Raw genomic sequence first — 16815 nt, 5'->3', positions numbered from 1 at the left:
AGCTTGCTCGCGATGGCAATTGAATGAACGACGCTAAGCCGAAGGCAGTTCGATCCGCTCAACTTCCCCCGGCACCGTCGGCCAGTCCCCGGCTGCCCAGCGCCGGCGTGCTTCATCAATCGCCGCCGGATCGCTCGCGACAAAATTCCAGTTGATCCGCCGTGGCCCGTCCAGCGGAGCACCGCCGAACAACACGGCGTGACTGTCGCTTTCAGCAAACAGGGTCATCTCTTCCCCGGCAGGCAGTACCACCAGCGAATGCGGCTCCAGCGGCTCGCCATCCAGCTGCACCTCGCCGCTCAGTACATACAGCGCACGTTCTTCATGCTCGGTGGGGACCAGCAATGTCGTCGCCGTTTGCAGGTGCAGTTCCGCGTACAGCGTAGGAGAAAGCACCGGCACTGGTGATTCCAGGCAAAAACCCGACCCGGCAATCATGCGGATCTTCACCCCCAGGTTTTCGCTGACCGGCAAAGTCGACGCCGGATGGTGACTGTAATGCCCAGGACCTTGCTCTTTGTCCTTGGGTGAAGCCAGCCAGATCTGTAAGCCGTGCATCGTGAAGCCGCTTTTTTTCAGCGCCTCGGGCGTGCGTTCGACGTGGGCGATGGCGCTGCCGGCCGTCATCCAGCTGACATCGCCAGTCCCGACCACTTGATCGGATCCGAGGCTGTCCTTGTGCTGGATTTGCCCCTGGAACAAGTAGGTGAGGGTGGACAGGCCGATGTGCGGATGCTGGCGGATGTTCATGCCTTTGCCCGGTGGGTAACGGGTTTCCAGCATGTGGTCGAAAAACACGAATGGCCCCACGCTACGGCACTTGGCTGATGGCAGCGGGCGCAGAATCGGCTGGCCTTCGACATCTTCGGTGCGGGGGCGGATCACGAGCGGAGTGTTCATGGTGCGTTCCAGGCTGAGCGGGTGATGCGTTCGAGCATAACCCGCTTGCGCAGCCCTTGCCGCTATTGGCTGAACGCGCCTTCGGACAAATGCGTTTCGATGCTCACTTCAGAGGTGGTAATCAGCTTGTGGATCGGGCAGCGATCGGCCACGCGGTGCAGTTCGTCGCGCTGGGCGTCGGTGAGTACGCCCTTGAGGGTCAGTTTGACGTGCAGCACGTATTGGCCTTTCTGTTCCAGGCTGTTGTCGCGCTTGACCTCCACGCCGACACCGGTCAACGGGATGTCCTTTTTCCTGGCATACAGCTTCAGGGTCAGGGCCTTGCAGGCGCCTAGTGCGGCATCGAAATAATCGTGCGGTTCCGGTGCCGAGCCATCACCGCCGGCCGTGACGGGCACGTCGGCGAAGAGTTCGTGGTCATCGATTTGTACGCTGTGGCGAAAACCTTCGGCAGAAACGGTGTTGACAGTAACGGTCATGGGGAACCTCGCAGGCGACAGGAAACTCATTCGATCAAAAAAGACCTTGAAGGTATAGAGCCATTGCGCTTATCGGGTGTTCCAATTTTCGAACCCAAAAAAAGCCCCGCAATGGCGGGGCTTCATGGTATCGATCCGGATCAGCTGCCTTTGACAGTCTTGCCGTTGACCTTGCCGTCCAGGAGCATGATGTTGTACTCCTTGCCGTCGGTTTCCACCTGTTGCAGGCGCACCAGCAGGTAATCCCAGTCCTTGGCGAACCACATTACGGTGATGCGTTTGTTTTGCGTCGGGTCGCGTACACGTTCAACCTTGATCGCGTCGATCTTGCCGGCCTTGGTGTCAACCTTTTCCGGGCCCAGCACGCGGAAGTCATAGGTATCGACTTCATCGCCGTCGACTACCTGATAGCTCATGCTTTTTTTGCCAGCAGCGACATCGTGCTGCAAGGCCAGTTGATAGCTGGATTTGTCGAGCATGCCACGGTTCAGCGGAACCTTGACCGGATCACCGCGATCGGAGCCAGTGACCATTTTGGTGGTCCAGTCGAAGTCCAGGTCAGCCTTTTTGGCCTTGCCCAGGCCGCCGCGTTCGAAGTGATAGGACTTAGGCAGCAGGGTGTCCTTGTCGACGGTCAGGGTGCTTTCTTCGGTCAGGCTGGCGATCATCATCGAAGCCTTGAAGCTGAGCTTCCAGACACCATCGGCTTCCTGGGTCAGGTTGCGCTCGGCAGTGCCACTCATGGGCAGCTGTTTCCAGTCGGCGGTGTAGCTGGCGGAGAAGGGTTGAAGGTCCGCCGCCTGGGCGAAGGGCAAGGTGAGCAGAGCGCAAGCAAAGAGCAGGGCGCGACGCATAGAATCTCCTAGTTTCGAATCAAGTGGCCGCTGGCCGCGAGTAACTGTCCATCCAGTAAAGCACCTTGCTCGTCGAGGGCCAGACGACCTTCGGCAAACCAGCGTACGGCCATCGGGTAGATCAGGTGTTCCTGAACGTGGACTCGCTGCGCCAGACTCTGCGGCGAATCCTGTAACTCTACCGGTATTACAGCCTGTACGACCAGTGGTCCGCCATCGAGTTCCTCGGTGACGAAGTGCACGGAGCAGCCGTGCTCGGTGTCGCCGGCCTCCAATGCACGCTGATGAGTGTGTAACCCTTTGTATTTGGGTAGCAGCGAAGGATGGATATTGAGCAGGCGACCCTGATAGTGGCGTACGAAGCCAGCGCTGAGAATGCGCATGAATCCGGCCAGTACCACAAGTTCGGGGTTGAAGGCGTCGATCAGTTCGATCAGCGCGGCGTCGAAGGCCTCGCGACCTTCGAAAGCCTTGTGATCCAGGGTGCGGGTATCGATACCCGCGTCCCTGGCGCGTTGCAGGCCGTAGGCGTCGGCGCGGTTGGAAATCACCGCAGCGATGCGAACCGGGCTGTCGCCGGTCCGCGTGCTATCGATCAAGGCCTGCAAGTTACTGCCGGTGCCGGACAACAGCACCACCACATCACAGGTTTTAGGCATCAGTGCGCCTTAAGGTTCTTCAGTTCGACCTGAGCCGCGCCTTCGGCAGCGGTGGCGATCTGACCGATGACCCAAGGCTGCTCGCCGGCTTCGCGCAGCACGTTCAGCGCGGTTTCAACGTGCTCCTGGCCAACGCAGATAACCATGCCCACGCCGCAGTTCAGCACGCGGTGCATTTCGTTCTCGTCAACGTTGCCTTTCTCTTGCAGCCAGTCGAACACGGCAGGACGGGTCCAGCTCGCTACGTCAACCACGGCTTGCGCGCCTTTTGGCAGAACGCGCGGAATGTTGTCCAGCAGGCCGCCACCGGTGATGTGGGCCATGGCTTTGACAGCGCCGGTTTCCTTGATCAGCTTGAGCAGCGGCTTCACGTAGATACGGGTCGGGGCCATCAGCAGGTCGGTCAGCGGCTTGCCGTCGAGCTGGGTGTTTTCGATGTCGGCGCCGGACACTTCGATGATCTTGCGGATCAGCGAGTAGCCGTTGGAGTGCGGGCCGGAGGACGGCAGGGCGAGCAGGGCATCGCCAGCAGCAACCTTGGAGCCGTCGATGATTTCGGACTTTTCCACGACGCCGACGCAGAAACCGGCCAGGTCGTAGTCTTCGCCTTCGTACATGCCCGGCATCTCAGCGGTTTCGCCGCCGACCAGGGAGCAACCCGACAGTTCGCAGCCAGCGCCGATACCGGTCACAACCTGGGCGGCGGTGTCGACGTTCAGTTTGCCAGTGGCGTAGTAGTCGAGGAAGAACAGCGGCTCGGCGCCGCACACCACCAGGTCGTTGACGCACATGGCGACCAGGTCGATGCCGATGCTGTCGTGCTTGTTCAGGTTCAGTGCCAGGCGCAGCTTGGTGCCAACGCCGTCAGTGCCGGAAACCAGCACAGGCTGCTTGTAGCCGGCCGGGATTTCGCAGAGGGCGCCGAAACCGCCCAGGCCGCCCATGACTTCCGGGCGCGCAGTGCGCTTGGCGACGCTCTTGATGCGTTCGACCAATGCTTCGCCGGCGTCGATGTCTACACCGGCGTCTTTGTAGCTCAGGGAGGGTTGCTTGCTCATGATCCAGGCCTTTAGGGGGGGATTTCTGGGTAACGACCGAGTTCATCGGGAACGCCGAAACTGCGTAGGCGAGAGCCATGCGCGCTATTCGGACACTACCCGGCTGTTGCCGGTCTGCGAAGGCGCGCGATTTTATCAGGCTTGAGCCGCAGCGGCCATCCTCAGGCCGACAGCAGGGCCATATCCGTTCAAAAAAAACCGTTGATGCGCGGTGTCGGTGGCATCCTGCATGGCTGTATAAGGTGTCGTGATTAACCGTCTATCGTTATGACAGTGCGAAAACTTACCCGGAACGTGTGAATGTTTTGCGTCGGGCAATGGTCACAGCCTTGCTCGATCGCTTTCATGCGGTCTGTTCCAGCCGCTCTTGTCGTCAGGATTCTTCCATGCGTTTTTGTAAATTCTTGCTTGTGAGTTGTTTGTCAGTGGTCAGTCTGGCCAGTCATGCCGAAACCGTCAAAGGCCTTTACCAGGTACGCGAGCCGGTGAATGGCCAATCGCCCGAGGAGCGCGACCAGGCGACTCAGCGAGCGTTGGACACATTGGTATTGCGCCTGACCGGCGACCCCAAGGCCGCTCAAAGTCCGGGGCTGGCAGCGATTCGCAAAGACCCGCAACAGATCATCAGCCAGTACGGCTTCGATGCCGGGCCGCCGGAAGTCCTGAAAGTCGATTTCGATCCGGGCACCACCGAGCAAGCCTTGCGCCGCGCCGGCCTGGCGATGTGGGGGGCCAATCGGCCGTCGATCCTCGGCTGGTGGTTGAATGACTCCACCGAGGGTTCAAGTCTGGTGGGCGACGGTCAGGCCAGCGCAGCGCCGTTGCGTCGGGCCGCTCAACACCGTGGTTTGCCATTGCGCTTGCCATTGGCGGATTTGAATGAACAGATCGTCGCGACCGCGCCGAATCTGGAGGGCGCAGATCCGGCGCCTTTGCTTGCGGCATCGGAACGCTACAGCGCCGACGCCCTGCTCGCGGTACACGCCAAGGAGGAGGGCGGGCAGTGGCAAGCCAAGTGGCAATTGTGGCTGGGGGATAAAAAAGAGGCAGGCAGCGTGCAGGGCGCCGATCAGGCCGCCGTGGCCGATGCGGTGATGCTGGCGGTCAACGAGCGCCTGGCGCCGCGGTTTGTTGCCAAGGCCGGGGCTTCGAGTGAGCAATTGCTGGAGGTGCAAGGCATGAATCTTGAGCACTACGCGTCCCTTGGGCGCTTGCTGGAGCCATTTGGCGGGCGTGTGCAAAGTGTCGACGGCGATCGGATTGTCTATAGGGTCAATGGCAGCGCCGATCAACTGCGTGCACAACTGTCGCTGGCAAGGCTGCAGGAAACGCCGGCGGGTCAGGCGCCGGCCCCGGCGGTGCCGGTTCAACCTGCCGCCGGGGGTGCGGTGCCTGCCCCAGCGCCAGCCCCGACACCGCAGCTGCGTTTTCGCTGGTAGTTTTTCTTTCTTTATATAGAAACAATGGAGTGGTTCATGGCCGATACGCGGCGTTGGTTCTGGCTCGGTGGGGTGGTCCTGCTGTGTGCGTTTGTCTGGTTGTTGCATCCGATCCTGACGCCGTTCCTGGTGGCGCTGCTGTTGGCCTACCTGTTCGACCCGCTGGTGGATCGGCTGGAGAAGGCAGGCCTGTCTCGAACCTTGGGTGTCGTGGCCGTGTTTACCCTGTTTACATTGATCTTCACCGCGCTGCTGTTGGTCTTGGTGCCGTTGCTCGCCAGGCAGTTGTTTCGTTTGTATGAGTTGGCCCCGCAGATGCTCGACTGGCTGCAGCACACGGCGTTGCCCTGGGTGCAATCGAAATTCGGCCTGTCGGAAGGTTTCTGGAAGTTCGACAGGCTGAAGGCCGCCATCAGCGAGCATATGAGTCAGACCACCGATATTGTCGGTGTCGTGTTGAGCCATGCCACCGCCTCGGGGCTGGCGTTGATTGGCTGGTTGGCGAATCTGGTGCTGATCCCTGTGGTGAGCTTCTATCTGTTGCGCGATTGGGACTTGATGATGTCCAGGATCCGCAGCCTGCTGCCCCGTGATCGTGAAGCGCGCGCGGTAGCCCTGGCGGGTGAATGCCACGAAGTGCTCGGAGCCTTCGTTCGCGGACAGTTGCTGGTGATGGTGGCCTTGGGTGTGATCTACGCAGCGGGCCTGATGCTGGTCGGGCTGGAACTGGGTTTGTTGATTGGCCTGATTGCCGGTCTGGCGGCGATCGTGCCGTACATGGGTTTTATCATCGGCATTGGCGCGGCGCTGCTTGCGGGGTTGTTCCAGTTCGGTGGTGATCTTTACCCGATGCTCGGTATTGTCGCGGTGTTCATGGTCGGCCAGGCGCTGGAGGGTATGGTGCTGACGCCGTTGCTGGTGGGTGACCGGATTGGCCTGCACCCGGTGGCGGTGATTTTCTCGATTCTGGCCGGTGGGGAGCTGTTTGGCTTTACCGGTGTACTACTGGCATTGCCGGTCGCGGCGGTGATCATGGTGCTGGTGCGTCATGTACGTGATTTATATAAGGATTCTGAAATCTACGGGAGTATCGACGAGCCGGAGCGGTAAGGGGTGTCGATGGGTGATGGCGAGTTGACCCGGTTCATGGCGGGTCAGCCTGCTTGCATCGCGCGACTGTCACATGCACCGCCAAAGAAACTGTCATAAAACCAGTGCATTAACGCAAACCTTTGATTTTGCTTGTGGTCTGTCGCATTGTGCGGCCCGGCTCACGGGTATAAACTTCGCAAACTTTACACAGAGGCCACTAACGGTTCCTTTGGAACTGTTCAGTCAGGATGAAACCGATTCAGCTGCCCCTAGGTGTGCGTCTGCGTGACGACGCCACCTTTATCAATTACTACCCAGGCGCCAATGCCGCTGCACTCGGCTATGTCGAGCGGCTGTGCGAAGCCGACGCCGGCTGGACCGAGAGCCTGATATACCTTTGGGGCAAGGATGGGGTAGGGCGTACGCATCTGTTGCAGGCCGCCTGCCTGCGCTTCGAGCAATTGGGGGAGCCTGCGGTCTATCTGCCGCTGGCCGAGCTGCTCGATCGCGGTATTGAAATTCTCGACAACCTTGAACAGTACGAACTGGTCTGTCTCGATGACCTGCAGGCGGTTGCCGGCAAGGCGGACTGGGAAGAGGCGCTGTTCCATCTGTTCAATCGCTTGCGCGACAGCGGCCGACGCTTGCTGATTGCCGCGTCGACATCCCCCCGTGAGTTGCCGGTGAAGCTGGCGGATCTCAAGTCGCGCCTGACCCTGGCCCTGATCTTCCAGATGCGACCGCTTTCCGATGAGGACAAACTGCGCGCCCTGCAATTGCGCGCATCCCGTCGTGGCCTGCACCTGACCGACGAAGTCGGGCATTTCATTTTGACTCGCGGTACCCGCAGCATGAGTGCGCTGTTCGAGCTGCTCGAGCGTCTCGATCAGGCCTCCCTCCAGGCTCAGCGCAAGCTGACAATCCCCTTCTTGAAAGAAACCCTCGGCTGGTAAACCCGCTGAATCCGGGGCTTCTAGCCTGTTCGGCGAATTTCAGGCGCCAGAAATCCCGCTTTCCTGCCCGGTTGCAGGCTGCGCGTATGTTTAAAATGGGCTTAAGCGCTTAGATGTAAACGAGAAACGGATAAGTCACAAAAAGATCGATTGAATTTGCAAATCAGGATGATAGAGGGCATAGTCTCGGCTTCTTTACAACTATCAGCCACGGTCGTGCCCATGCTAAACCGCTTCGCACCCCTCGTGCCTCTCGCACTCGTTACCCTGTTGTTCGGTTGCGCTGCCCACACTCCGGTGTCCCAGCAAGAGCAACAACAGCAGGTCAAGAATTCTGCAACTGCCCAGTCTTCCGCTCTTTATCAGGAAGAGCTTGCAACCGAAAAAGAACTGGCCGACTTCGCTGGCGGCAAGTCCTACCAGCTTCCGGTCCTGGCCGACAGCATCCTCGAACGTGGCATGTCCCTGATCGGTACCCGTTACCGTTTCGGCGGTACTTCTGAAGCCGGCTTCGATTGCAGCGGTTTCATCGGTTACCTGTTTCGCGAAGAGGCGGGCATGAACCTGCCACGCTCCACCCGCGAAATGATCAACGTGGACGCTCCGCTGGTCTCGCGCAGCAAGCTTGAGCCGGGCGACCTGCTGTTCTTCGCAACCAATGGCCGTCGTGGCCGTGTCAGTCACGCCGGGATCTACCTGGGTGACAACCAGTTCATCCACTCCAGCAGCCGCCGCAGCGGTGGGGTGCGCATCGATAGTCTGGGCGACAGTTACTGGAACAAGACCTTCATCGAAGCCAAGCGCGCCCTGGCGATGGCACCTAACGCGTCGCCAATCGTCACTGCACGTAAATAAACGGACAGTTTGTAGGGCGAACTTAAAGTCTTACTTGAAGTTTGTCGTATACCCGCTAGAATCTTGATCTACAAATGATGGCAAACCGCCTGCGTCCAACGCAGGCGGTTTTCTTTTCTGCGCTCCCCGCAGAAAAAGCCGCAGCCAGATCAGGATGCTCTGCTTATGACGATGTCGGCCCGCCTCGCAATCATGTGCTTCGCAGCGCTGCTCAGTGCCTGCGCCAGCCGCACACCGCCACCCGCGCAGGTGGTTCGCGCTCCCGTCGTATTCGGATCCTCAGAAGCTTTTTCGCCCGAGGCACAAGACGTGCTGTTTCGCGCGCTTGGCCTGGTGGGCACGCCTTATCGTTGGGGTGGTAATACGCCGGATTCCGGATTTGATTGCAGCGGCCTGATCGGTTATGTGTACCGCGATGTCGCCGGTATTTCCCTGCCGCGCACCACTCGTGAAATGATCTCCATGCAAGCGGCGAATGTGGGCAAGGAAGGTCTGCAAACCGGTGACCTGATTTTCTTCGCCACCAATGGCGGTTCCCAGGTCAGCCATGCCGGCATCTACGTGGGAGAAGGGCGCTTCGTCCACGCGCCGGCCACCGGCGGCACCGTGAAGCTCGACAGCTTGTCCAAGGCTTATTGGCAAAAGGCTTATCTGAGCGCCAAGCGTGTTCTGCAGCCTGAACATCTGGCGCGCAACCCGTAACGTCCGGAGGCGGTGGTCATGACTGCTCGCACGCTTAATCTCGACGACGCCCTGTACCAATACCTGCTCGATGTCTCCCTGCGCGAAACGCCACTGCTCAAGCGCTTGCGCGATGAGACCCAGGCGCTGCCGATGGCACGTTGGCAGGTGGCGCCGGAGCAGGGGCAGTTTCTCGCTTTGCTGGTGAAACTGACGGGGGCCAGGCGCTTGCTCGAAGTCGGCACTTTCACCGGTTACAGCGCCCTGTGCATGGCGTCGGCATTACCGGCTGACGGCTTGCTGATTTGCTGTGATATCCCCGGCGACTACAACGCCATCGCACGACGGTACTGGCAGGAGGCGGGGCTTGCCGGACGGATTGACCTGCGCCTGGCCCCGGCGCTGGAAACCCTCGCAGAGCTTGAGCGACAAGGGCAGGGCGGGCAGTACGACCTGGTGTTCATCGATGCCGACAAGGCCAACTACCCGAATTATCTGGAACACGCACTGGGATTGCTGCGGGTCGGCGGGCTGGCGGTGTTCGATAACACCCTGTGGAGCGGGCGCGTGCTGGAGACCAGTCCCGAGAGCGCGGACACCCGGGCGATCCAGGTGCTCAACCGGGCGTTGAAAAACGATATGCGGGTAGATCTTTCGTTGTTGCCGATCGGGGATGGGTTGACGCTCTGCCGCAAGCGCTGAGTGTTGAATCCTGTAGGAGCGAGCCCCCTCGCCACAGGCTCGCTCCCACCAAGTCCGGTTCAACGCCTCAGCCGCGAGCTTCCTTGAACAGCACTGCAATGCCGGGGTGATAGTTGCCGGCTTCGTTGCGCAATTTGCGATAGGCGTATGGGAAATACCAGGCGACCGCGCAGGTGTGTTCCTTTTGCAGGTCGTCGACCATGTCCTGGAGTTCTTCCGGCGTGGCGCCTTGCTGGGCTTTTTGCGGGGCGACGAACAGGCAGCCGAGTTTCAGGTCGCTGGCGTGGCTCACGCGCTTGGCATCGCTGGCGATGTCGAGCAGGGCCTGGCTCAGGTTGAGGCTGTTGACCCGTGGCCAGCGCTGGGTGGTCTGAATGTAGGCGCGGGTTTCGGGCGAGGCGAGGAACAGGTCGGCGCGGCTGTTGCGCTCGCCTTCTTCGGTCTGTTTGCGGGTTGGTGTCTGTTGCAGCGTGACCATCTCGGCCATCCAGGCGGCGGCAGACAGCAGTCCGAGATTGGCTTTTTCGTCGTGCCAGTACGGCGTGTCGCCATCACCGCGGACGGCGTTGTAACGGTCGATGCATTCGAACCAGCGCTCGAGCACCGGGCGCAGGAATTCCAGCTTTGGATTGCTGATGATCATGCCTTGCATGGGCTCACCCTTATTGTTGTGTTGATAAGTTGTGGCTCTTTGATATCACTGCTGGGATCGTGGCACAAGATTGACGTCAGTTTATTGATTGATGACAGTCAATCGGTCGATCGCCTCCCGGCTTTAATTGACGCTCCACCCCCAACCCTCTAACCTTCGCCGCTTGTTTCAGGTGCTCTGTGGCTTGGGTCGACAGAGTGAAACAGGGAAGCCGGTGAGTGAGTCCTTCTGTTGGTCGAAGGTCCGCAATTCCGGCGCTGCCCCCGCAACGGTAAATGAGTGAAAACTGTGTGTGATGCCACTGTGTCGATTTGATACGGGAAGGCGCACAGTCTGGCCCCGCGGCCACTCATGAGCCCGGAGACCGGCCTGATTCATCCAGCGGCATCACGGTGGGCGATGCCAGGCTTGTTGCCTTCTATTGCTGTGCCTGCCCGCCGTTATTCCTGCCTCAACGGAGAGCTCCCCCATGACTGATACCCCCGATCGTGACGAACGCCACCTGGCGCGCATGCAGCGCAAAAAAGCCGTGATCGACGAGCGCATCGCCAATTCCCCGAACGAGTGTGGCCTGCTGCTGGTGCTGACCGGCAACGGCAAGGGCAAGAGCAGTTCGGCTTTCGGCATGCTTGCCCGCGCCATGGGGCACGGCATGCAATGCGGCGTGGTGCAGTTCATCAAGGGCCGCAACAGCACGGGCGAAGAGTTGTTCTTCCGGCGCTTTCCCGAGCAGGTGCGTTTTCATGTGATGGGCGAAGGCTTTACCTGGGAAACCCAGGATCGTCAGCGCGACATCGCCGCCGCCGAAGCTGCCTGGGCGGTGTCCCGGCAACTGCTGCGCGACCCGTCCATCGGTCTGGTGGTGCTTGATGAGCTGAATATCGCCCTCAAGCACGGCTACCTCGATCTCGATCAGGTGCTCAGCGACTTGCAGTCCCGGCCGCCGATGCAACATGTGGTGGTCACCGGGCGTGCCGCCAAGCCGGAAATGATCGAAATGGCTGACACCGTCACCGAAATGGGCATGATCAAACACGCCTTCCAGGCCGGGATCAGAGCGCAGAAAGGCGTCGAATTGTGAGTCAGCCTCGACATTGTCCGGCGGTACTGATTGCCGCGCCGGCTTCCGGCCAGGGCAAGACCACCGTCACCGCGGCGCTGGCCCGATTGCATCGCAATCAGGGGCGCAAGGTTCGCGTGTTCAAGTGTGGCCCCGACTTTCTCGATCCGATGATCCTCGAGCGCGCCAGCGGTGCGCCGGTGTATCAACTGGACATGTGGATGGTTGGTGAGCAAGAGAGTCGCCGGCTGCTGTGGGAAGCCGCCGCTGAAGCCGACCTGATCCTGATCGAAGGTGTCATGGGGCTGTTCGACGGAACGCCGTCGAGCGCCGATCTGGCGCGGCATTTCGGTGTGCCGGTGCTGGGTGTGATCGATGGCACCGCCATGGCCCAGACCTTCGGCGCATTGGCTCTGGGGCTGGCGCGTTATCAGCCGGACTTGCCGTTCGCCGGCGTGCTGGCCAACCGCGTCGGCACGCTGCGCCACGCGCAACTGCTCGAAGGAAGCCTGACTGAAGGTTTGCGCTGGTACGGCGCGCTGTCCCGGGAAACCGGGATCGAACTGCCGAGCCGGCACCTGGGGCTGGTGCAGGCCAGTGAGCTGAATGATCTCGACCTGCGCCTCGATGCGGCAGCCGATGCCCTGGCCAGCAGTTGTGAGGTCGCGCTGCCGCCGGCAGTCGAATTCGCCGCCCCTGATGTCATCGCGGCCGAACCGCTGCTGGCCGGTGTGCGCATTGCCGTCGCCCGTGATGAAGCCTTTGCGTTCACCTACGGCGCGAGCCTGGATTTGCTGCGGGCGATGGGCGCCGAATTGTCGTTCTTCTCGCCGATCCGCGACCGTGCATTGCCGGAGGCCGACAGCCTGTATCTGCCGGGTGGTTACCCGGAGTTGCACCATGTCGCGCTGGCGCAAAACACTGCGATGCTCGATGCGATCCGCGCGCACCACCGGGCAGGCAAACCGTTGCTCGCCGAGTGTGGCGGCATGCTGTATCTGCTCGATTCCCTGACCGATGTCGAGGGTACTCGCGCTGAGTTGGTTGGCTTGCTGGCCGGTGATGCGGTCATGCAAAAGCGTCTGGCAGCGCTGGCGCTGCAGGCTGTGGAATTGCCGGAAGGTTCGCTGCGCGGGCACACCTATCACCATTCGTTGACCACCACAGAGCTGGCGCCGATTGCTCGTGGCTTGAGTCCGAATGGCGGGCGCGGAGCGGAGGCGGTCTACCGCGAAGGGCGGATGACCGCTTCTTATGTGCACTTTTATTTTCCGTCGAACCCTTCGGCGATTGCCGCGCTGTTTGCGCCTGACCTTGAAGCCGCCTTCGCTGCGATGCGGCGATCCGACAAGCCAGCTCCAACAATGGATCAGCCAGCCCCTGTAGGCGCTGGCTTGCCAGCGAAGAGGCCATGACGAACAACGCATTCTCTGAAGCCGAACGCGCAGCGGTCTATCGCGCCATCGCCGAACGCCGCGACATGCGCCACTTCAGCGGCGGCACGGTCGCGCCCGAATTGCTGCGGCGCCTGCTCGAGGCCGCACACCAGGCCCCCAGTGTCGGCCTGATGCAGCCCTGGCGCTTCATCCGCATCAGTGATCGCGCCTTGCGCGGACAAATCCAGGCCCTGGTGGAAGAAGAGCGCGTGCGCACCGCCGAAGCCCTCGGCGAGCGCAGCGATGAGTTCATGAAGCTCAAGGTCGAAGGCATCAACGATTGCGCCGAGGTACTGGTCGCCGCACTGATGGACGACCGCGAGCAGCATATCTTCGGCCGCCGCACCTTGCCGGAAATGGACATGGCCTCGCTGTCCTGTGCGATCCAGAACCTGTGGCTGGCGTCTCGGGCCGAAGGGTTGGGCATGGGCTGGGTGTCGCTGTTCGAACCGCAAGCCTTGGCCGATTTGTTGAAGCTGCCGCCCGGTGCCAAGCCGCTGGCCGTGCTGTGCCTGGGACCGGTGAAGGCGTTCTACCCGGCGCCGATGCTGGTACTCGAAGGCTGGGCGCAGGCGCGTCCGCTACATGAATTGCTGTATGAAAACTATTGGGGAGTGAGTCAATGAGTGTGGCGTTGTTGAGTGTCGCCGCGGTTGCGCTGGATGCGCTGCTGGGCGAACCCAAACGCTGGCATCCGCTGGTGGCGTTCGGCAGTTTTGCCGAGCGCATCGAGCAACGCTTCAACGGCGGCGGTCGCGGCTGGCGCAGTCATGGCGTCACCGCGTGGGTAATCGCCGTGTTGCCGTTGACGCTGTTGGTCACGGCATTCTCCTGGGCGCCTTATGTCGGCTGGATCATCGAGATTCTCGCGCTCTATTGCGCCCTCGGCATGCGCAGCCTCGGTGAGCACGTCGCGCCTGTGGCCAGGGCCTTGCGCGGCGGTGATCTTGATGAGGCACGCAAACGCGTGAGTTATCTGGTCAGCCGTAAAACCAGTGATCTGGATGAAACCGAAGTCGCCCGTGCCGCCACCGAGTCGGTGCTGGAGAACGGCAGCGACGCGGTGTTCGCCGCATTGTTCTGGTTTGCCGTGGCGGGCGCGCCGGGCGTGGTGCTCTACCGCCTGAGCAATACGCTGGATGCGATGTGGGGTTATCGCAATGAACGCTTCGAACGGTTCGGCTGGGCGGCGGCAAAGGTCGACGACGTGCTCAATTACATACCTGCGCGTCTGGTGGCACTGACTTACGCGCTGCTGGGCAAAACCCGGCTGGCGTTGAAATGCTGGCGCACCCAGGGCCCGACCTGGGACAGCCCGAACGCCGGCCCGGTGATGGCGGCAGGGGCGGGTGCCCTTGGCGTCGAATTGGGCGGGGCGGCGATTTATCACGGCGAACTGCATCAGCGTCCGCAGTTGGGCGAAGGCGTGCCGGCGGATGCCGACTCCATTGACCGGGGCTGGCAACTGGTCCAGCGCGGGGTATGGTTATGGCTGCTGATTCTCTGCCTGGGGGCCGAATTTTATGCTTGAACACGGTGGGCGATTGCGCAAGGCTGCGCTCGAATACGGCATAGATGAAGCCGACTGGCTGGACCTGTCCACCGGCCTTGCGCCCTGGCCGTTCCCGGTGCCGGATATTCCGCTGCGGGCCTGGGCCCGTTTACCGGAAGCGGACGATGGTCTGGAGCAAGCCGCCTGTGATTACTACGGCACCTTGCAGGCATTGCCGGTGGCCGGTTCGCAAATGGCAATCCAGCTGCTGCCGCGACTACGTCGGGCCGGCAAGGTCGGCGTGCTGTCGCCGTGTTATGCCGAGCACGCTGAAGCGTGGCGTCGTAACGGCTACATCGTGCGCGAAGTGCTGGAGCACGAAGTCGACTTCTTTATCGACAGTTTCGATGTGCTGGTGGTGGTCAATCCGAATAACCCTACGGGCCTGAACCTGACGCCCAGTCGCCTGCTCGACTGGCACACGCGACTGGCCCAGCGCGGTGGCTGGCTGGTGGTGGACGAAGCGTTCATGGATAACACGCCGCAATCGAGCCTGGCGCCGTTTGCCCATCAAGTCGGATTGATCGTCTTGCGCTCCTTCGGCAAATTTTTCGGCCTGGCCGGTGTGCGCCTGGGTTTTGTGCTGGCCGAGCGCAAGTTGCTCAAGTTGCTGGCCGAACAAGTGGGGCCGTGGGTCGTGAGCGGGGCGACCCGGGTAGTGGGCCAGGCTTGTCTGCGCGATACGGCAGGGCAGGCGCGCCAACAGGTGCGCGCGGATGAGGCCAGCGCGCGCCTGGTGTCGTTGCTGGAGCAATACGGCTTCAAGCCCCAGGGAGGTTGTGCGCTGTTCCAGTGGCTGATCACCGAGCGCGCCGAAGAGTTGCATGAGTTCATGGCCCGGCGCGGCATTCTCCTGCGCTTGTTCACGCACAACAGCAGCCTGCGATTCGGCTTGCCCGGTGACGAAATCGCCTGGGTACGACTGGCGCAGGCGTTCGAAGATTTCGCCAAGGAAAACCAATGACCACGCTGATGGTGCAGGGCACCACATCGGACGCCGGTAAAAGCACGCTGGTGACCGCGCTGTGCCGTTGGGCCACCCGCCAGGGCGTCAGGGTGGTGCCGTTCAAGCCGCAGAACATGGCCCTCAACAGTGCGGTGACCGCCGACGGTGGCGAGATCGGCCGCGCCCAGGCGGTACAGGCCCAGGCCGCGAACCTTGAACCGCACACCGACATGAACCCGGTGTTGCTCAAGCCCAGCAGTGATACCGGCGCTCAGGTGATCATCCATGGCCGCGCCGTCACCACCATGAACGCCGTCGCCTATCACGACTACAAAGCCATCGCCATGCAAGCGGTGCTGGCCTCCCACCAGCGCTTGAGCGGGGCGTATCCGCTGGTGATGGTCGAGGGCGCAGGCTCGCCGGCGGAAATCAATTTGCGCGCCGGCGACATCGCCAACATGGGCTTCGCCGAAGCGGTGGATTGCCCGGTGGTGCTGATTGCCGATATCAATCGCGGCGGGGTTTTCGCTCATCTGGTGGGCACACTCGAACTGCTGTCGCCGAGCGAGCAGGCGCGGGTCAAAGGCTTCATCATCAATCGTTTTCGTGGCGACATCGCGTTGCTGCAACCCGGCCTCGACTGGCTGGAGGAACGCACCGGCAAACCGGTGATCGGTGTGCTGCCGTACGTGATGGATCTGCACCTGGAGGCCGAGGACGGCATCGATCAACGCCAGGCCGATAAAGCCGAACAGGTGCTGAAGGTGCTGGTGCCGGTGCTGCCGCGTATCAGCAACCACACCGATTTCGATCCGCTGCGTCTGCATCCGCAAGTGGACCTGCAATTCATCGGTCCCGGCCAGGCGATTGCGCCCTCTGACCTGATCATTCTTCCTGGCTCGAAAAGTGTGCGCAGCGACCTCGCGTACCTGCGGGCCAATGGTTGGGACACTGCCATCGTCCGGCACCTGCGTTACGGCGGGAAACTGCTGGGGATTTGTGGTGGCCTGCAGATGCTCGGTGAGCAGGTGCATGATCCGCTGGGCCTCGAGGGCGCACCGGGTTCCAGTGCCGGGTTGGGGCTGCTGGCGTTCCAGACCCAGCTCGAACAAGAGAAGCAGTTGCGCAATGTGCGTGGTCGCCTGGCGCTGGAAGATGCGCCGGTATCAGGCTATGAAATTCATGCCGGCGTGACCACCGGCCCGGCCCTGGAAAACGCCGCCGTGCAGCTGGATGACGGGCGCTGTGATGGTGCGCAAAGTGCGGACGGGCAGATTTTCGGCACCTACCTGCACGGACTGTTCGAATCGCCGGCGGCGTGCAGTGCGCTGTTGCGCTGGGCCGGGTTGCAGGAGGTGCAGGCGGTGGATTACCACGCCTTGCGCGAGCGTGATATCGAGCGGTTGGCGGATCTGGTGGAGAAACATCTGGATACCGGGCTGTTGCGGGAACTCTGTGGGATATGAGGTGACTGTCATGGCCCCTTCGCGGGCTTGC

At 61.4% G+C, this 16815-nt stretch carries 18 protein-coding genes and 1 riboswitch; of the genes, 12 read left to right on the top strand and 6 right to left on the bottom strand.

The genetic code is table 11. The annotated features are described in order from the left end of the window. Positions 1-33: 33 nt before the first annotated feature. The 5 genes from KGA81_RS01555 to purM form a co-directional block, all read right to left on the bottom strand. The gene (locus KGA81_RS01555) at positions 34-900 is read right to left on the bottom strand and encodes a pirin family protein (protein WP_223544274.1); all 867 of its coding nucleotides are present in this window, start codon (positions 898-900) and stop codon (positions 34-36) included. Positions 901-962: 62 nt separating this feature from the next. Beyond that, positions 963-1379 (bottom strand): OsmC family protein, encoded by a 417-nt coding sequence (locus tag KGA81_RS01550; protein WP_223544273.1) that lies wholly within the window; start codon positions 1377-1379, stop codon positions 963-965. 140 nt (positions 1380-1519) lie between these two features. Then, positions 1520-2233 (bottom strand): DUF3108 domain-containing protein, encoded by a 714-nt coding sequence (locus tag KGA81_RS01545; RefSeq protein ID WP_223544272.1) that lies wholly within the window; start codon positions 2231-2233, stop codon positions 1520-1522. Between the two features lie 8 nt (positions 2234-2241). Beyond that, positions 2242-2892, bottom strand: a complete 651-nt coding sequence (gene purN, locus KGA81_RS01540) for a phosphoribosylglycinamide formyltransferase (RefSeq protein WP_223463325.1) — start codon at positions 2890-2892, stop codon at positions 2242-2244. Next, on the bottom strand, positions 2892-3950 hold the full coding sequence (gene purM, locus KGA81_RS01535) for a phosphoribosylformylglycinamidine cyclo-ligase (RefSeq protein ID WP_223544271.1): 1059 nt from the start codon (positions 3948-3950) through the stop codon (positions 2892-2894). The genes purN and purM overlap by 1 nt, the downstream gene beginning before the upstream one ends. A 386-nt stretch (positions 3951-4336) precedes the next feature. On the opposite strand from purM, the gene KGA81_RS01530 reads away from it, so the two are divergent. The 6 genes from KGA81_RS01530 to KGA81_RS01505 all read left to right on the top strand — a co-directional run bounded on the left by KGA81_RS01530 (position 4337) and on the right by KGA81_RS01505 (position 9672). Beyond that, positions 4337-5389 carry a DUF2066 domain-containing protein gene (locus KGA81_RS01530; protein WP_223544270.1) on the top strand — a complete coding sequence of 351 codons (1053 nt, stop codon included), beginning with the start codon at positions 4337-4339 and terminating at the stop codon, positions 5387-5389. 36 nt (positions 5390-5425) lie between these two features. Further along, entirely contained in the window at positions 5426-6499 is a 1074-nt protein-coding gene (locus KGA81_RS01525) for an AI-2E family transporter (RefSeq protein ID WP_223544269.1), read from the top strand. A gap of 230 nt (positions 6500-6729) precedes the next feature. Continuing rightward, a complete protein-coding gene (gene hda / locus KGA81_RS01520) occupies positions 6730-7434 on the top strand; it encodes a DnaA regulatory inactivator Hda (protein ID WP_007898944.1) in 705 nt (234 codons plus the stop codon). Between the two features lie 222 nt (positions 7435-7656). Beyond that, a complete protein-coding gene (locus KGA81_RS01515; RefSeq protein WP_223544268.1) occupies positions 7657-8289 on the top strand; it encodes a C40 family peptidase in 633 nt (210 codons plus the stop codon). 165 nt (positions 8290-8454) lie between these two features. Continuing rightward, complete coding sequence (locus KGA81_RS01510; protein ID WP_223544267.1) at positions 8455-8991, top strand: C40 family peptidase; 537 nt, start codon at positions 8455-8457, stop codon at positions 8989-8991. 18 nt (positions 8992-9009) lie between these two features. Continuing rightward, a complete protein-coding gene (locus KGA81_RS01505; RefSeq protein WP_223544266.1) occupies positions 9010-9672 on the top strand; it encodes a class I SAM-dependent methyltransferase in 663 nt (220 codons plus the stop codon). Positions 9673-9739: 67 nt separating this feature from the next. Here KGA81_RS01505 and KGA81_RS01500 read toward each other — a convergent pair whose 3' ends face one another. Next, positions 9740-10324 carry a hypothetical protein gene (locus tag KGA81_RS01500; protein WP_223529448.1) on the bottom strand — a complete coding sequence of 195 codons (585 nt, stop codon included), beginning with the start codon at positions 10322-10324 and terminating at the stop codon, positions 9740-9742. Between the two features lie 153 nt (positions 10325-10477). Continuing rightward, a riboswitch (cobalamin riboswitch) is annotated at positions 10478-10712 on the top strand. An 81-nt stretch (positions 10713-10793) separates the two neighbouring features. On the opposite strand from KGA81_RS01500, the gene cobO reads away from it, so the two are divergent. Genes cobO through KGA81_RS01470 form a run of 6 tightly spaced genes read left to right on the top strand, consistent with a single transcriptional unit; the run spans position 10794 to position 16784 of the window. Further along, entirely contained in the window at positions 10794-11405 is a 612-nt protein-coding gene (gene cobO, locus KGA81_RS01495) for a cob(I)yrinic acid a,c-diamide adenosyltransferase (RefSeq protein ID WP_223544265.1), read from the top strand. Continuing rightward, positions 11402-12799, top strand: a complete 1398-nt coding sequence (locus tag KGA81_RS01490) for a cobyrinate a,c-diamide synthase (RefSeq protein WP_223544264.1) — start codon at positions 11402-11404, stop codon at positions 12797-12799. Before cobO ends, KGA81_RS01490 begins: the two co-directional genes overlap by 4 nt. Further along, positions 12796-13446, top strand: coding sequence for a 5,6-dimethylbenzimidazole synthase (bluB, locus tag KGA81_RS01485; RefSeq protein WP_223544263.1), 651 nt, complete (start codon positions 12796-12798; stop codon positions 13444-13446). Before KGA81_RS01490 ends, bluB begins: the two co-directional genes overlap by 4 nt. Beyond that, complete coding sequence (gene cbiB, locus KGA81_RS01480; protein ID WP_223544262.1) at positions 13443-14351, top strand: adenosylcobinamide-phosphate synthase CbiB; 909 nt, start codon at positions 13443-13445, stop codon at positions 14349-14351. Before bluB ends, cbiB begins: the two co-directional genes overlap by 4 nt. Then, a complete protein-coding gene (gene cobD, locus KGA81_RS01475; protein WP_223544261.1) occupies positions 14344-15336 on the top strand; it encodes a threonine-phosphate decarboxylase CobD in 993 nt (330 codons plus the stop codon). Before cbiB ends, cobD begins: the two co-directional genes overlap by 8 nt. After that, positions 15333-16784: a cobyric acid synthase gene (locus KGA81_RS01470; RefSeq protein WP_223544260.1), complete on the top strand. Its 1452-nt coding sequence runs from the start codon at positions 15333-15335 to the stop codon at positions 16782-16784. The genes cobD and KGA81_RS01470 overlap by 4 nt, the downstream gene beginning before the upstream one ends. Positions 16785-16815 lie beyond the last annotated feature (31 nt).

Origin of the sequence: Pseudomonas sp. A-B-19 (assembly GCF_019947515.1) — a bacterium.
Taxonomy (GTDB): domain Bacteria; phylum Pseudomonadota; class Gammaproteobacteria; order Pseudomonadales; family Pseudomonadaceae; genus Aquipseudomonas.
The sequence above is the reverse complement of the archived record's forward strand: the minus strand, read 5'-3'. Positions and strand labels throughout refer to the sequence as shown.

Bases quoted from the DNA above. Each gene is read 5' to 3' on its own strand.
- KGA81_RS01555 (WP_223544274.1), bottom strand. From the start codon at position 900: ATGAACACTCCGCTCGTGATCCGCCCCCGCACCGAAGATGTCGAAGGC.
- KGA81_RS01550 (WP_223544273.1), bottom strand. From the start codon at position 1,379: ATGACCGTTACTGTCAACACCGTTTCTGCCGAAGGTTTTCGCCACAGC.
- KGA81_RS01545 (WP_223544272.1), bottom strand. From the start codon at position 2,233: ATGCGTCGCGCCCTGCTCTTTGCTTGCGCTCTGCTCACCTTGCCCTTC.
- purN (WP_223463325.1), bottom strand. From the start codon at position 2,892: ATGCCTAAAACCTGTGATGTGGTGGTGCTGTTGTCCGGCACCGGCAGT.
- purM (WP_223544271.1), bottom strand. From the start codon at position 3,950: ATGAGCAAGCAACCCTCCCTGAGCTACAAAGACGCCGGTGTAGACATC.
- KGA81_RS01530 (WP_223544270.1), top strand. From the start codon at position 4,337: ATGCGTTTTTGTAAATTCTTGCTTGTGAGTTGTTTGTCAGTGGTCAGT.
- KGA81_RS01525 (WP_223544269.1), top strand. From the start codon at position 5,426: ATGGCCGATACGCGGCGTTGGTTCTGGCTCGGTGGGGTGGTCCTGCTG.
- hda (WP_007898944.1), top strand. From the start codon at position 6,730: ATGAAACCGATTCAGCTGCCCCTAGGTGTGCGTCTGCGTGACGACGCC.
- KGA81_RS01515 (WP_223544268.1), top strand. From the start codon at position 7,657: ATGCTAAACCGCTTCGCACCCCTCGTGCCTCTCGCACTCGTTACCCTG.
- KGA81_RS01510 (WP_223544267.1), top strand. From the start codon at position 8,455: ATGACGATGTCGGCCCGCCTCGCAATCATGTGCTTCGCAGCGCTGCTC.
- KGA81_RS01505 (WP_223544266.1), top strand. From the start codon at position 9,010: ATGACTGCTCGCACGCTTAATCTCGACGACGCCCTGTACCAATACCTG.
- KGA81_RS01500 (WP_223529448.1), bottom strand. From the start codon at position 10,324: ATGCAAGGCATGATCATCAGCAATCCAAAGCTGGAATTCCTGCGCCCG.
- cobO (WP_223544265.1), top strand. From the start codon at position 10,794: ATGACTGATACCCCCGATCGTGACGAACGCCACCTGGCGCGCATGCAG.
- bluB (WP_223544263.1), top strand. From the start codon at position 12,796: ATGACGAACAACGCATTCTCTGAAGCCGAACGCGCAGCGGTCTATCGC.
- cbiB (WP_223544262.1), top strand. From the start codon at position 13,443: ATGAGTGTGGCGTTGTTGAGTGTCGCCGCGGTTGCGCTGGATGCGCTG.
- cobD (WP_223544261.1), top strand. From the start codon at position 14,344: ATGCTTGAACACGGTGGGCGATTGCGCAAGGCTGCGCTCGAATACGGC.
- KGA81_RS01470 (WP_223544260.1), top strand. From the start codon at position 15,333: ATGACCACGCTGATGGTGCAGGGCACCACATCGGACGCCGGTAAAAGC.